Source organism: Polynucleobacter sp. AP-Latsch-80-C2 (genome assembly GCF_018882185.1).
In the GTDB taxonomy this organism is placed as follows: Bacteria; Pseudomonadota; Gammaproteobacteria; order Burkholderiales; family Burkholderiaceae; genus Polynucleobacter.
The window spans coordinates 58,805-73,763 of the sequence record NZ_JACVOY010000005.1; the positions used below are offsets into that span (position 1 = coordinate 58,805).

The 14,959-nt window shown below is 46.4% G+C and carries 13 protein-coding genes; 7 read left to right on the forward strand and 6 right to left on the reverse strand.

Annotated elements, in window-relative coordinates; genetic code table 11:
- Positions 1-49 precede the first annotated feature (49 nt).
- The 4 genes from ICN47_RS06940 to ICN47_RS06955 are packed head-to-tail and all read right to left on the reverse strand — an operon-like array spanning position 50 to position 5,659.
- The gene (locus ICN47_RS06940) at positions 50-1,723 is read right to left on the reverse strand and encodes an ABC transporter ATP-binding protein (RefSeq protein WP_216219206.1); all 1,674 of its coding nucleotides are present in this window, start codon (positions 1,721-1,723) and stop codon (positions 50-52) included.
- Positions 1,720-2,745, reverse strand: a complete 1,026-nt coding sequence (locus tag ICN47_RS06945; RefSeq protein ID WP_216219207.1) for an ABC transporter permease — start codon at positions 2,743-2,745, stop codon at positions 1,720-1,722. Before ICN47_RS06945 ends, ICN47_RS06940 begins: the two co-directional genes overlap by 4 nt.
- Positions 2,742-3,818 carry a microcin C ABC transporter permease YejB gene (locus ICN47_RS06950; protein ID WP_216862634.1) on the reverse strand — a complete coding sequence of 359 codons (1,077 nt, stop codon included), beginning with the start codon at positions 3,816-3,818 and terminating at the stop codon, positions 2,742-2,744. Before ICN47_RS06950 ends, ICN47_RS06945 begins: the two co-directional genes overlap by 4 nt.
- Complete coding sequence (locus ICN47_RS06955) at positions 3,818-5,659, reverse strand: extracellular solute-binding protein (protein WP_255538956.1); 1,842 nt, start codon at positions 5,657-5,659, stop codon at positions 3,818-3,820. Before ICN47_RS06955 ends, ICN47_RS06950 begins: the two co-directional genes overlap by 1 nt.
- 77 nt (positions 5,660-5,736) lie before the next feature.
- Here ICN47_RS06955 and fabI point away from each other — a divergent pair, with 77 nt between their 5' ends.
- The 6 genes from fabI to ICN47_RS06985 all read left to right on the forward strand — a co-directional run bounded on the left by fabI (position 5,737) and on the right by ICN47_RS06985 (position 12,069).
- Complete coding sequence (gene fabI / locus ICN47_RS06960) at positions 5,737-6,522, forward strand: enoyl-ACP reductase FabI (RefSeq protein WP_216219209.1); 786 nt, start codon at positions 5,737-5,739, stop codon at positions 6,520-6,522.
- Positions 6,519-7,847 (forward strand): chromate efflux transporter, encoded by a 1,329-nt coding sequence (chrA, locus tag ICN47_RS06965; protein ID WP_216219210.1) that lies wholly within the window; start codon positions 6,519-6,521, stop codon positions 7,845-7,847. Before fabI ends, chrA begins: the two co-directional genes overlap by 4 nt.
- A 22-nt stretch (positions 7,848-7,869) precedes the next feature.
- Positions 7,870-8,754, forward strand: a complete 885-nt coding sequence (locus ICN47_RS06970; protein WP_216219211.1) for a MaoC family dehydratase N-terminal domain-containing protein — start codon at positions 7,870-7,872, stop codon at positions 8,752-8,754.
- A gap of 11 nt (positions 8,755-8,765) precedes the next feature.
- Positions 8,766-10,142 (forward strand): MmgE/PrpD family protein, encoded by a 1,377-nt coding sequence (locus ICN47_RS06975; RefSeq protein ID WP_216219212.1) that lies wholly within the window; start codon positions 8,766-8,768, stop codon positions 10,140-10,142.
- Positions 10,143-10,153: 11 nt separating this feature from the next.
- On the forward strand, positions 10,154-11,008 hold the full coding sequence (locus ICN47_RS06980; protein ID WP_216219213.1) for a CoA ester lyase: 855 nt from the start codon (positions 10,154-10,156) through the stop codon (positions 11,006-11,008).
- Between the two features lie 68 nt (positions 11,009-11,076).
- Entirely contained in the window at positions 11,077-12,069 is a 993-nt protein-coding gene (locus ICN47_RS06985; RefSeq protein WP_255538957.1) for a tripartite tricarboxylate transporter substrate binding protein BugD, read from the forward strand.
- 77 nt (positions 12,070-12,146) lie between these two features.
- On the opposite strand, the gene ICN47_RS06990 is transcribed toward ICN47_RS06985, so the two are convergent.
- Complete coding sequence (locus ICN47_RS06990; protein WP_216219215.1) at positions 12,147-12,962, reverse strand: class II aldolase/adducin family protein; 816 nt, start codon at positions 12,960-12,962, stop codon at positions 12,147-12,149.
- On the reverse strand, positions 12,959-13,933 hold the full coding sequence (locus tag ICN47_RS06995) for a tripartite tricarboxylate transporter substrate binding protein (protein ID WP_216219217.1): 975 nt from the start codon (positions 13,931-13,933) through the stop codon (positions 12,959-12,961). Before ICN47_RS06995 ends, ICN47_RS06990 begins: the two co-directional genes overlap by 4 nt.
- A 113-nt stretch (positions 13,934-14,046) precedes the next feature.
- Here ICN47_RS06995 and ICN47_RS07000 point away from each other — a divergent pair, with 113 nt between their 5' ends.
- Positions 14,047-14,934 carry a fumarylacetoacetate hydrolase family protein gene (locus tag ICN47_RS07000; protein ID WP_216219218.1) on the forward strand — a complete coding sequence of 296 codons (888 nt, stop codon included), beginning with the start codon at positions 14,047-14,049 and terminating at the stop codon, positions 14,932-14,934.
- The last annotated feature ends 25 nt before the right edge of the window (positions 14,935-14,959 follow it).

Here is a 14,959-nt window from a genome sequence, read left to right on the forward strand (position 1 = left end):
AGGGCAAATGCACCAAATTAGCCCATTGGAGCCAAGGTTTTAGAGGAATCTAAACTAGCGCGGCAGCGGCAAATAGCTCCTTGGTATAGACCTGTTTGGGATGCTTTATCAGGGTTTCGGTATCACCAAATTCAATGACTTTGCCATCCTTTAAGACCATGACCTCGTGAGACATTGCCCTGATCACTGCTAAATCATGACTAATCATGAGGTAAGCCAAGTTATATTTTTTCTGTAATTCGGACAAAAGTGCCAATACTTGCTTCTGTATAGAGACATCTAATGCTGAAGTAGGCTCATCTAACACTAGAATTTGCGGACGTAATATCAATGCCCTCGCAATCGCAATGCGTTGCCTCTGCCCTCCAGAGAACTCATGGGGATAACGTGTGAGCGCTGAGCGATCTATGCCGACCTCACGCAACATATCCAACACCCGAGCCTCACGTTCTGCACTGGATAACTTGGGGAAGTGAATATCCAATCCCTCAGAAATAATTTGCATCACATTCATGCGCGGTGATAGTGAGCCAAAGGGATCTTGAAAAATCACTTGCAAACTAGAGCGCATAGCACGCCTCTGAACTGGCTTGAGCGCTTGCCAATCATTTCCGAGCACATCAACCTCACCGCTGACCTGAGCAGCAGAATCTCCTAGCAAACCCAGAACCGCCATACCCAGAGTCGTTTTTCCAGAACCTGATTCGCCAATCACACCAATGGTTTGACCTTGCTTTAATGCAAAACTCACCTTACGCAATACTTTATGAGGTGCCGCCTTCTTGAACCAGGAGCCAGACTCTTGGCTCGGATAAGCAACTGAGAGCTCTTCTGTTTTTAACAATACCGGGGCTAAAGGAATCACTGGAGCCAAATCACGCACTGGTTCACTATTTACTAAAGCGCGCGTGTAAGCATCTGTTGGATGTTCAAAGACTTGCTTAGTGGGACCTGACTCCATCAAGTTGCCTTGATTGAGAACTGCCACGCGCTGGGCAAAATGTTTTACCAAATTGAGATCATGGGTAATGAGCAATATTCCCATACCGCCATGATCCTTGGACTCCTCCTGCAACTCGATGAGCAACTCCAAAATCTGCAAACGCAAACTCACGTCCAGAGCGGTAGTTGGTTCATCTGCTATTAATAAGCGAGGCTTGCAAGCAAGCGCCATCGCAATCATGGCGCGCTGTCTTTGACCCCCAGACAGTTGATGTGGGTAAGAATGAATACGACGCTCCGGCTCAGGAATACCAGTCTTTCTTAATAAATCAATCGCAGCATCAACGCAATCTGATTTAGAAATTAAAGGTTGATATATTTGCACCGCTTCAATAATTTGATTACCGACAGTAAATAAGGGATTCAGCGCAGTCATAGGTTCTTGAAACACCATCGCAATTTCACGTCCTCGAATCTGTCGAATGTCTTGTATCGGTAGCTTCAATAAATCAACTGTGGCGCGCCCACCCTGTTGATTCCATACGATGCGGCCAGATACCTTTGCACCTTCCGGCTCTAGCCTTAATGGAGCAAGTGCGGTTAAGGTTTTGCCTGAGCCTGACTCCCCTACTAATGCTACACGTTCACCAATGCCAATTTCTAAATCGAGATTTTTTACGGCAAATTTTTCACGGCGACCTGATCCAAAAGAAATACTGAGATCTTCATACTTCAATAAAGCAGTATTTAGGTTCTGAGAATTAGTGGGCGTCTTACTCATGATCGACCTCCACTCATCAGGCCCGCCTTGCGTGAATCAAATGCATCACGCAATGCCTGGCCAATAAAAGTAAGCAATAAGAGGGTTGTTACCAAAACCACAAAAGTGGAAAGGGAGATCCACCATGCATCTAGATTACTCTTGCCTTGAGAAAGCAATTCGCCAAGACTTGGAGTTCCTGGTGGCACACCAAGACCCAAAAAATCTAAACTTGTTAGAGACAAAATAGCTGCACTCATACGAAATGGTAAAAAAGTAATCACCGGAGTCAAGCTATTGGGCAAGATGTGACGCCACATGATTTGTAAATTGGTTAAGCCCAATGCCCGTGCTGCCCGCACATACTCTAAGGCGCGATTGCGAAAAAATTCTGCACGAACATAGCTAGACAAGTCCATCCATGCAAAAGCGGCCAAAAGAATGATCAAGAGAGAAACGCTTGGGTTAAAGATCGAGGCAAAAATAATCAGTAGATATAGCTCTGGCATCGCTGACCAAATTTCAATCAGCCGCTGTGAGACTAAATCAAATTTGCCACCAAAAAAACCCATCAAAGCACCTGTAGCAATGCCGACACTCACGCCTACAATAGTGAGCGCCAATCCAAATAAAATAGATAAACGGAAACCATAAATCAGACGCGCCAGAACATCACGCCCTCGATCATCCGTGCCCAACCAATTTTCCCAAGAAGGTGGTGCTGGGTTTGGATCTTTAGAGAAGTAATTCAACGTCTCGTAGCTATAGTGAATGGGAGGATAGATAGCCCAATTGCCATTACTTGTGATGTTATGACGGATATCGGGATCTAAAAAATCAGTAGGAGTAGCAAAGTCTCCGCCAAAAACGGTCTCAGGTTGGCTTTTGATAATCGGAAAATAGAGATGGCCTTGGTAGTGCACTACCAAAGGTTTGTCGTTAGCAATCAGTTCGGCACATAAAGAGATGCCAAAGAGAATCAAAAAGATCCATAAGCTGGCATACCCGATGCGACTATTCTTAAATCGGTGCCAACGACTCATGAACCACCTCCGGCACCAAACTGAATGCGCGGATCAACATAAACATAACAAAGATCTGAAATAAGCCTGGTAAATAGACCAATCAAAGTGAATAAATACAAAGTCCCAAGGACCACTGGATAGTCTCTGCGCATCACAGACTCAAATGATAGTAAGCCAAGCCCATCTAATGAGAAGAGTGTTTCTATTAATAGCGAACCCGTGAAGAATGCGCCGATAAATGCTGCTGGAAAGCCAGTCACCAGTGGCAAAAGCGCATTACGAAACACATGCTTCCAGAGAACTTGCTTCTCAGTTAAGCCTTTTGCCCTGGCAGTTAACACATACTGCTTGCGAATCTCTTCTAAGAAAGAATTCTTGGTAAGCATGGTTACCACTGCAAAACTTCCAAGAACAGAGGCTGTTATTGGCAAAACTAAGTGCCACAGATAATCCATGATCTTACCCATCAAACTCAAATCACTCCAGTTATCGGATGTAAGACCTCGTAGGGGGAATATTTGCAAGAAACTCCCGCCCCCAAAGACCACTAAGAGCAAAACTCCTAAAACAAACCCTGGAATGGCATAGCCCACCAATATAAAACTGCTAGTGACGACATCAAAGCGAGAACCATCACGAACGGCTTTTGCAATACCCAAGGGAATGGACACTAAGTACGTAATGAAAAAAGTCCATAAACCGATGCTAATCGATACGGGCAACTTAGAAACGACGAGGCCCCAAACACTTTGATGCTGGTAATAACTTTGCCCCAAATCAAATCTAGCGAATCGACCTAACATCATGAAGTAGCGCTCTATTGGGGGTTTATCAAAGCCATAAAGTGCTTTAACCTCCTCCAAGCGCTGTGCATCAACACCTTGACGTCCACGATATGTGGAGCCAGCACCTGATGATTCTGATCCCCCAGTTGCGGCGCTACCCTTCCCCTTTAACTCCAGTACCATCTGTTCAACCGGGCCGCCTGGTACAAACTGCACCACTGCAAAGGTCAATGTCAGAACGCCCAATAAGGTTGGGATCATCAAGAGCAGGCGTTTAAAGATGTAAGTGCGTATTTGTCCTTGCATTATTTAGACTCCTCTTTCCACCAATTTTGCATAATCCAGGGCTCAGCTGAATAATACAAAGGAGGCTCGGGGTAACGCATCTCTTTACGATAGGCCACACGATGGGTTGGGTTGTACCACTGCGGAACTACAAAGTAGCTATTCCATAGAACTCGATCTAACGCCCTTGTAGCAGCACGCAACTCTTCTCGATCCTGCGCTTTAGTAATTTCTTCAACGAGCGCATCTACCACCGGTGATTGCACCCCGATCACATTGTCGGAACCTTTCTCCTTGGCAGCCTGACTGCCAAAACGATCTCGTAACTCATTGCCTGGATTTTGTGAGTCTGGAAAACGAATGGTCGTCATATCAAAGTCATACTCATCCATCCGTTTTTGGTGAAGAGCGAAATCGCTTGTCCGAATATCCACCTGAACCCCCAACTTTTCCAGATTGCGGATATAAGCTGAAATTACTCTTAAAAAGAATCCACCATCCTCGACAATTTCAAACCGAAATGGTTCGCCCTGTTCATTGCGAAGTGCACCGTCGCGATACTGCCAGCCTGCATGCATCAAGAGCTCTCTTGCTTTGCGTAAATTTTGACGTAAGCTACTAGGTGATTTAGTGGATGGGGCAGAAGGCATGGGCCCAAATACTGCATCAGGAACCCACTGCGGATATTTAGCCTTTAATGGTCTCAAGAGTTTTAATTCGGCTTCAGTGGGTCTTCTTGGCCCATCAAAGTTTGCACTTAAATCGCTATTCGTAAAATAACTATTAATGCGACTGTATTGATCAAAAAATATTTGGCGATTAAGCCATTCAAAATCCAAGGCATAACCTAAGGCTTCACGTACACGCACATCCTTGAACAGTGGGCGACGCAGATTCATAGCAAAACCTTGCATGCCTGCGCCATTGTGATTTAAGAACGCTTTCTTTAATAAAGTGCCGTTATCAAACTTAGATCCCACATAGCCTTTGGCCCAAATCTTGGCGCGGTATTCCACGATGGCGTCAAACTCGCCCGCCTTAAATGCCTCTAAGCGAACCGCATCATCGCTATAAAGTTTGTAGAGAATGCGATCAAAGTTATAGAAACCCACACGGACATTCAGGGGTTTGCTAAGTTGATCAGCCCAGTATTGCGGATTACGCTTTAAGACAATGGATTTACCCGCTTTAAATGATTCGATCAAATATGGCCCGCTACCTAAAGGGACTTCGAATGCAAGCTTATCAAACGGAACCGTAGAGCCGTCAGCTTGCTTTCCCCAGTTACGAGAAAAGATGGGGAGAGTTCCAGCTAGGATTGGCAGCTCAGCATTGTTGTTTTTAAAATCGAAACGTACTGATCTATCCGACAACACTACTGCTTCTTTAATATCGGCAAAAGTTGTTTTGTATCTTGGATGTGCTTTAGTACTCATCAAAATATCAAAACTGTGTTTAACATCTGCGGCCAGGACTGGTGTGCCATCGGAAAATTTTGCCTCAGGACGAATTCGAAATGTGACAGACTTATGATCACTTGCCACTGCAATATCCTCAGCAAGTAAACCATAAATACTGGATACCTCATCCGCACTACCCTCTGCTAAAGATTCAAACATCAACTCAATGCCTGGCGCAGTCACGCCTCGCAAAGTAAAAGGATTGAACTTATCAAAACTGGTTCTTTGCCCTGGATTGGGCAAAGTAAGGGTGCCACCCCTAGGCGCATTGGGATTGACGTAGTCAAAGTGACTAAACCCATCGGGATATTTTGGCTTTCCATATTGCGCAATCCCCTGAGTAGCCTCTGCCGAACTGAGTCCAAACCCTGCTAAGAGGGCCAGTAGACAAAAAACGGTCATTTGGCGAATGGAGATCAGTCTGGGCATATATGCAACAATTGTAGTTAGCAAATCATATTTGACGCAAAGGACACATCATGGGTTTTCTCTCCGGCAAAAAAATTCTTATTACCGGCCTACTTTCGAACCGCTCTATTGCCTATGGCATCGCTAAAGCCTGCCACCGCGAAGGTGCAGAACTGGCATTTACCTATGTCGGCGAGCGCTTTAAGGGCCGAATCGTTGATTTTGCTAAAGAATTCAATACCGAGTTGATTTTTGACTGTGATGTTGGCAGTGATGAGCAAATTTCCGCCCTATTTAAGGACTTGGCCAAAACCTGGCCCCAGTTCGATGGTTTTGTACACGCGATCGGCTTTGCTCCTCGCGAGGCGATTGCCGGTGACTTCTTGGAAGGTTTATCCCGCGAGGGCTTCAAAATTGCCCACGACATTTCTGCGTATAGCTTTCCCGCGATGGCTAAGGAAGCGCTTCCGATGTTGCGTGATAAATCCGCATTGCTGACCCTGACTTATTTAGGCTCTATGCGCAATATACCGAACTACAACACAATGGGATTGGCGAAAGCCTCCTTAGAGGCATCCGTTCGCTACCTTGCAGGCTCCGTTGGACCTAAAGGTATTCGCGTGAATGGTATCTCTGCTGGTCCAATTAAAACCCTCGCCGCTTCTGGTATTAAAGGTTTTGGCAAGATCCTTGAAGCGGTTGAGCAGACTGCACCTTTACGTCGCAATGTGACGATTGATGATGTTGGTAACTCTGCTGCCTTTCTCATGTCTGATCTAGCAAACGGCATTACCGCTGAAATCATCTATGTTGATAACGGCTTTAGCCAAGTCGTTGGCGGAATGGAAGACGCTTGAGCGTTCCGCTTCGTGAGGCTCTGAAGTTTTGGGCCAAACTGGGTTTCATTAGTTTTGGCGGGCCCGCAGGACAGATTGCTGTCTTGCATCAGGAGTTAGTCGAGAAGCGTCGCTGGATTTCGGAGCGGCGCTTTTTACATGCGCTGAACTACTGCATGCTACTGCCTGGGCCAGAGGCACAACAATTAGTGACCTATATTGGCTGGCTGATGCATCGCAGTTGGGGTGGCATTCTTGCTGGCACGCTTTTTATACTCCCCTCTCTTTTTATCTTGATTGCTCTCTCTTGGATATATCTGAGTTTTGGGCAGGTACCCTGGATTGCCGCAATCTTTTTTGGCATCAAACCGGCAGTCACCGCCATTGTTTTGCATGCTGCGGTTCGTATTGGTAAGCGCACTCTCCATAACCAAGCGCTGCAATGGATTGCCCTTGGATCCTTTCTTGCCATCTTTATTCTGAATCTGGCTTTTCCCATAATTGTGTTGATTGCTGCGGCGATTGGCTTTTGGGGTGGCAAACGCTATCCCGAATATTTTCAAAAAAACAATTCCCATGGAAAAGCTGCTGATCAATCTTATGGTGCCGCCATCATTGATGACAACACGCCAACACCAGCACACGCTCTATTTAGTTATCAAAAAACAATTCGTCACAGCATCATTGCATTAACGTGCTGGCTGCTGCCCATGCTTGGACTGCTCTTCATTTTTGGTTGGAAAACCTTATATCCGCAGCTCGCGTGGTTCTTTACCAAAGCAGCACTTCTTACCTTTGGTGGCGCCTATGCGGTACTGCCTTATGTTTACCAGGGTGCGGTAGATCACTTTCATTGGCTAAGCGCAAATCAAATGATCGATGGCTTAGCACTTGGTGAGACAACCCCTGGACCACTCATCATGGTGGTTGCCTTTGTTGGGTATCTTGCCGGCCACATCCAGCACCTGATTGGTAGCAGCAATCCATTTTGGTTTGGCGTCATTGGTGCCTGCGTTGCTACCTGGTTTACTTTTTTACCCTCTTTCTTTTTTATCTTGGTAGGCGGCCCCCTCATTGAGTCGACTCATGGCAAGCTTGAATTTACTGCGCCATTAACCGCGATCACCGCAGCCGTTGTGGGCGTCATTGCTAACTTAGGTCTCTTTTTTGCCTATCATGTGTTTCTACCCAGGGGTATTGGCGGCTCTATTTCTTGGATCTCCATGGTCATCTGCCTCATGGCAGCAATCGCCTTGTTTAGGTTCCAAAAAGGGGTAATGAGTGTGCTGGGTGGCTGTGCACTAGCTGGCCTATTGATTTATTTTGTCACCACCTTAATGGCATAAGCGTTTCTCTAAGATTGGCATAATGGGACTTATGCGAATCGAACCCCAAACTATTACTCACTTACAAGAGTGGCTCGGTAAATCTGAGTTACTAACTGACACCATTACGGCCGTTCCAGTTCGCGCCTTATCGGCCACCTTAGATCGCGATGATCCAAGGCCAGCGACAGGAAGCTTCTTACCTGAGTTGTGGCACTGGCTCTATTTTCTACCTCACGCACGAGAATCAGAAATTGGCCCTGATGGTCACCCGAAGCGTGGTGGCTTTTTGCCTCCAGTTCCGCTTCCGCGCCGCATGTGGGCCGGTAGCCGAATTCAATGGCTAGCGCCATTGTCTGTTGGTGACGAAATCGAACGTGTGTCTACAATTAAATCGATTACCCATAAAGCTGGACGAACTGGTGACTTGATTTTTGTTTTGGTGGAGCACCAAATCTCCAACCAACATGGCCTTGCGATTATTGAAGAACATGACATTGTGTATCGCGATGCTCCAGGGCCAGATGACAAACCGGTTGCCCCAACTGCAGCACCAAGCGATGCCAAGTGGAGCAAAACGATTGCACCCGATGATGTTCTCTTGTTTCGCTACTCTGCACTGACTTTTAATGGTCATCGCATTCATTACGATCGTAAATATGTGACTGAGGTTGAAGGATATCCAGGACTCATTGTTCATGGACCGCTCATCGCCACCTTGCTGGTAGATCTTGTGCGGCAAAGTATTCCGGGATGCAAATTAAAAAGTTTTGAGTTCCGCGCTATTCGCCCAACTTTTGACATCAATATATTTAAAGTCTCCGCTAAGCCAGATCTAGACAAAGATCCTTCAGGAAACACCATTACCATCTGGGCGCAAGACCATGAAGGCTGGCTTACCATGCAGGCTACTGCAGTACTAGCCTAAGGAACGACTCTATGACAACTCAACATTTATCCCAAGAATTGGCGAGCTTTGCTTCTAAGCTTCAAGCGAAAGATATTCCTACAGACGTGATGAGTCGCGCTGAAGACTTATTAGTAGATTGGTTTGGTTCGGCCATCGCAGGTAAAGGGTCTCGCCCAGTTGAAATCATTACGCAGTTTGCACAAGATATGGGTGGCTTCACCGCTACTCACTCTGGCCCCTCCGAGATTCTCATTGCACGCAAAAACTCTAGTCCTTTTTTAGCAGCTATGGCCAATGCAGCTGCATCTCATGTTGCAGAACAAGATGATGTCCATAACGGCTCAGTCTTTCATCCAGCTACCGTCGTTTTTCCTCCAGCACTCGCCTGCGCTCAAGCAATCGGTGCGTCAGGTGAGGATTTATTGGTGGCGGCAGTTGCAGGATATGAAGTGGGTATTCGCGTCGGCGAATTTTTAGGTCGCTCGCATTACAAAGTCTTTCACACTACGGGCACTGCCGGAACAATTGCCGCTGCCGCTGCCGTTGGTCGCTTACTAAAACTCAATCCCAGTCAAATGCTCAATGCTTTTGGTTCTGCAGGTACGCAATCCGCAGGACTTTGGGAATTCTTACGCGATGCTGCTGACTCTAAACAATTGCATACGGCACATGCTGCCTCTACCGGCTTAATGTCAGCCTACATTGCGCTGGCTGGCTTCACTGGTGCCCAACATATCTTAGAAGGCAAGCAAGGTCTGGCAGCGGGAATGTCTAGCGATGCCGATCCAAGCAAATTGGTGGATCAACTTGGAAGTCGTTGGACGCTTGCAGAGACTAGCTTTAAATATCACGCCTCTTGCAGGCATACTCACCCTGCTGCTGATGCCCTCTTGCAAGTGATGCTGTCACATCAACTCAAGCCTAGCGATATTACTAGCGTTGAAACTCTAGTTCATCAAGGAGCGATTGACGTATTAGGACCCGTTACTGATCCTGCAACTGTTCATCAATCGAAGTTTTCGATGGGCACGGTTCTGGCATTAATTGCCCACTACCAATTTGCGGGACTGCAAGAATTTGATCAGCATTTTCATGATGACGCTATTTGTCTATTTCGTGATCGCGTGACAATGACACTTGATCCTGAAGTAGATAGCGCCTATCCTCAGCGCTGGATCGGAAAAGTGAAAGTGTATTTGAACAATGGTCAAGTATTGGAAGGTCGCGTTGATGAACCCAAAGGCGATCCCGGTAATACTCTGAGCCGATCTGAGATCACCGATAAGGCCATGCGCTTAGCAGCATTTAGTGGCGGAGCCAATCCCGCTGAAATGCGTCATGCGATTGATGTCTTGTGGAATATCCGTAAACAGGCCAAGATAGGCTTATTGCTACCCAACTTTTAATACCCTCCCTTATGAACCCTCTTGAAAAATCACTCACATCCCTAGCTTTCAGTAGTAACTTTTTATTTGTACCAGGTACACGCCCTGAGCGCTTTTCTAAAGCATTAGATAGTGGCGCTACTGCAGTAGTACTGGACCTTGAGGATGCGGTGCCAGAGGAGAATAAAGAAGATGCACGTAATGCCATCCGTTCAGCTTGGCCAAACTTTACTGATGAACAAAAACAGCGCCTAGTAATACGCACCAATGCGCCGGGTAGCCGATTCTATTCAGCGGATCTGATTTTGGCGCAAGAACTAAATGTCCCTTGTATTTTGATTCCTAAAAGTGAATTGGCAGATGAAGTAAATGGTGCAGCCCTCATCTTGCCTAATACCGCCATCATTCCGATGATTGAGACTGCACTGGGCTTAGACCATCTTCGCGAAATTGCAAATTCCAATCAAGTCATTCGTTTGGCATTAGGCAATCTCGATTTACAGGCAGACCTCGGCATGGTGTGCGACCAAGATGAAACCGAACTTCAAACTGCTCGCTACCAAATTGTTTTGGCCTCACGTCTTGCCAAAATCGCCCCTCCCATTGATGGGGTTACTCCATCAACAGATGACAGCGCTCGGATTAGCAATGATGCGCAGCGGGCAAAAAGAATGGGGTTTGGAGCAAAACTATGCATACACCCTAAGCAAGTCAGCATCGTAAAAGCAGCCTTTATGCCCACAGATGACGAATTGGCCTGGGCGCATCGGGTTATTGAAGCGGACCAGAACTCCAATGGCGGCGCTGTCAAACTGGATGGGCGCATGATTGACCGCCCGGTGGTTTTATTGGCCCAAAGAACCATTGCACTTGCTGGTAAATACTAGGTAATTACCAGCCCATTAAAGCCTTAAAAATGGCAAAATCAAACATATAGCAAAACATGGAGACTGTTATGAAATTCAAGAAATCCCTCATTACGGGAATTGTAGCTAGCGTTGCCGCTAGTGCTTTGCTAATCAGCAATACTGCGATGGCCCAAAAAGATTGGCCTACCAAATCGATTACCCTGATTGTTCCATTTGCTGCTGGCGGCCCAACTGATTCAGTTGCTCGTTTGATTGCAGTGCCAATGGGGCAGTCCCTTGGCCAAACCATTGTTGTTGAAAACGTCAATGGTGCTGGTGGCACGATTGCCTCAACTAAGGTTGCACGTGCTGCACCTGATGGCTATACGATTTATTTACATCATATGGGCATGGCTACTGCGAATGCACTCTATGACAAACTCCCTTACGATCCACTCACCAGTTTTGAGCCTATTGGTCAGGTAGCAGATGTACCAATGGTGCTCTTGGCTAAAAAAGATTTGCCTCCTAAGACCTTTAAAGAACTGGAAGCCTATATCAAAGCCAATGGTGCAAAAATCACTATGGCGAACGCTGGTCCTGGTGCCGTTTCACAACTTTGTGGCTTGCTTTTTCAGAGTCGTCTAGGCGTCAAGCTCACTAACGTTCCTTACAAAGGTACTGGGCCTGCTTTGACAGATCTCTTGGGCGGTCAAGTAGATTTACTCTGCGATCAAACTACCCAAACCATTCCTTACATCAAAGATGGTAGCGTGAAAGCCTACGGCACCACCACTCTCAAGCGCCTCCCAGCAATTCCAAATGTACCTACATTGGATGAGCAAGGTCTCAAAGGTTTTGAGGTCAAGGTATGGCATGGCCTCTATGCGCCTAAGGGCACTCCAAAACCAATCTTGGATAAATTGAATGCCGCCCTCGTTAAGGCACTCAACTCCCCTGACGTACAAAAACGCTTAGCTGATTCGAACATTGATATCGTGCCAGCTCAAAAGATGACTCCAGCCGGATTAAAAGCCCATCTTGAAGCAGAGATTAATAAATGGGGTCCAGTGATTCGCAAGTCAAATATTGCAGACTAAGCATCACTCATCTTTATAGATGCACTATGTAAAAAGCCACCCTCGGGTGGCTTTTTATTTTGGGGAACAAAAAGCGCCTAAGGCTTTTTGACCCGCTCACTCCACAGTTGCCATGGCCTACCAATAGTCTTTTCAATTGTTTCTTGAGAATTGACAGTTTCGCCAACAGTCAAATACTGTACCTGCCCCATCTTCATCGCTTCAGACTGAATACTGGCATTTTGAATGGCATAAACCGCTCTGAATACTGCCTTCTTAATCGAGTCAGCTCCTGCTGCGTATCCATGCCCGCGCATCAACACAAAGTATTGAATCCCCATTGTCTTAGATAGCGCATCACCTAGCTCTGGGCTACTCACGAACATATCAGTATCAGGGCTTGGCTTGGCAAAGTTCCGAATCTCAAAAATAGGCGCGCCCTCACCTAAAAATGCACTCATGTGATAAACAGGCTTTAGCGTGGTACCCGTTAGTCCATAGGGCAGAATCGGCGCAGCATGTCCATGGATTACCGAATTAATATCAGGGCGATTACGCATTACCCCACTGTGAATAAAACGCTCACCATAAGCCACTCGAGTGTCGCCATTCAAGGCCTTGCCATTCAGATCAAACTCCATGATGTCCTCAACCTGCACTACTGAAGGGGCAACACTTCTGGCTAAAAAGAATGTATTCGGATTGCTGGGATTACGAACGCTAATATGACCATAACCATCAACTGCATTTTGGTCATACAAAATATGATTGGCGATGACCAACTCTTCCACCGCTGTTTTGACAGTGGGGTTTTGCTCCATCTGTTCCTGAACACTTGCCGCACTTAAGGTGGTGGTGATTGAGGCAGACAGTAAAAAACTGGTTACGCTAAAAATGAAGGATCTTTTCATCATTCAACCTTGCCAATTTTTTTCACTATCTCACCCATCTGTGCAGACTCTTTATCCCAGTAAACTTTGAACTCCGGTGCATCGAGATATTGGATCGGACTACCAGCGCCGTTAATCACTGCGCGAACACGATCATCATTAGCAGCTTGTTTAGCCGCATCACGTAACTTATTGGTGATGGCATCGGGTGTAGCACTAGGAACAAAGAGGCCGGCCCATTGTGAAAACTCAACCTTGACACCCATTTCTTTGAAGCTAGGTACGTCCGGCATGCTAGCCAATCTGCCATCACCCCAATGGGCTAGCGCACGAACTTTACCGGCTTTGATTTGCTGAACGATAGAAGATGGTCCGGTTGCAATCGCATCCACTTGACCGCCTAGTAGACCCACAATTGCAGGACCAGCTCCTGTGTATGGAATGTGCACCATGTAAAACTTTTCAGAGGACTTCAACATTTCCATAGGCACATGCATCGTGCCGTAATTGCCCGAAGAACCAAAGTTGTATTTACCAGGATTTGCTCGCATTGCCGCCACAAAGGATTTGTAATCCTTCCAAGGGCTATCAGCCCGCACCACTAAAACGGTTGGGTCTGCTGTAAAACGGGCAATTGGCTTGAGCTGGTTTAACTGAAATGATTGCTCCCGCCCCACAATTTTGTCAGCCTCAGGAATAATCGAAATGGAAGATAAGGCCATCAATATGGTGTAGCCATCGGGCTTAGATTTAGCAACCGCCGCCATACCGATGCCGCCTCCAGCACCCGCCTTGTTTTCGACAATCACCGGCTGACCTAGAATTCTGGATAAGGCCTCGGCAACCGGCCTACCAACGGCATCTGCTACCCCGCCCGGCGGAAATGGGACCACCATCGTGATCGATTTTGTGGGCCAAACTTCCGGTGTTTGTGCAAATGTAGTACCAAATAGCAAAGAAGCGGCTATTAAGGTCAGTAAACGACTAGCATTCATTTTTTGTCTCATAGTAGTTATTTAGTTATTATTTATATTCTTTATCCTACTATAAGATTCATCACAATAAACAGGGGTTTTCCCATACAAGAACCCCAACGGAGATAGCAATCATGAAATATGCAGCATTTTCTTTAAAGAGTGAGCCAGGCAAAACCCGTGTGGGCTCTATTTCAGCCGATGGCGCATCGATAGATGAGTTCGACCTAGGAGTGGATGTTAGCGAGGATGGCATCGTTGCGATTTTGCGCGCTGATTTAAATGGCAAATTACCTAAGCCCGTAGCAAAACATGCTTTTGCGGATATTCGCTTACTAGCGCCAGTTCCACGGCCTCGCAGAAATATTTTCTGTGTAGGAAAAAATTATCATGAGCACGCTAAAGAATTCTCCAATAGCGGATTTGATGCTAGCGCCAAGCCAGGTGAAGATATTCCAAGTCACGCTATTTTCTTTACTAAACCACCCGAGTCTGTCACAGGGCCTAATACCAATGTCATCATCCCTACTGCCGTTTCAACTGCAATTGATTACGAAGCGGAATTAACGATTGTTATTGGTAAGGGCGGCAAAGGTATTAGCGAAGCAGATGCAATGAAGCATGTCTGGGGCTACACGGCCATAAACGACGTTACTGCGCGCGATTGGCAGCAGCGCCATAAACAGTGGTTCTTGGGCAAGAGCTTTGATACTTTTTGCCCAATGGGTCCATGGGTCGTCACCGCCGACCAAGTTGATGCCAATGATATTTCTGTGAAATGCTGGGTCAATGGGGAGTTACGCCAAAACTCCAATACCAAAGATTTGATTTTTGATATTCCCAATATGATCGCTACTGTTTCTGCGGGCATCACACTTTATCCTGGTGATCTCATTGCTACTGGTACACCGGTAGGCGTAGGTATTGGATTTAAGCCGCCAAAATATTTAGTGAATGGCGATGTCGTCGTTGTTGAGATGGGTGGCATTGGCAAACTCGAAAATACTTTTATTGCCGAATAAGGATTTCATTTACGGATTGACTGTA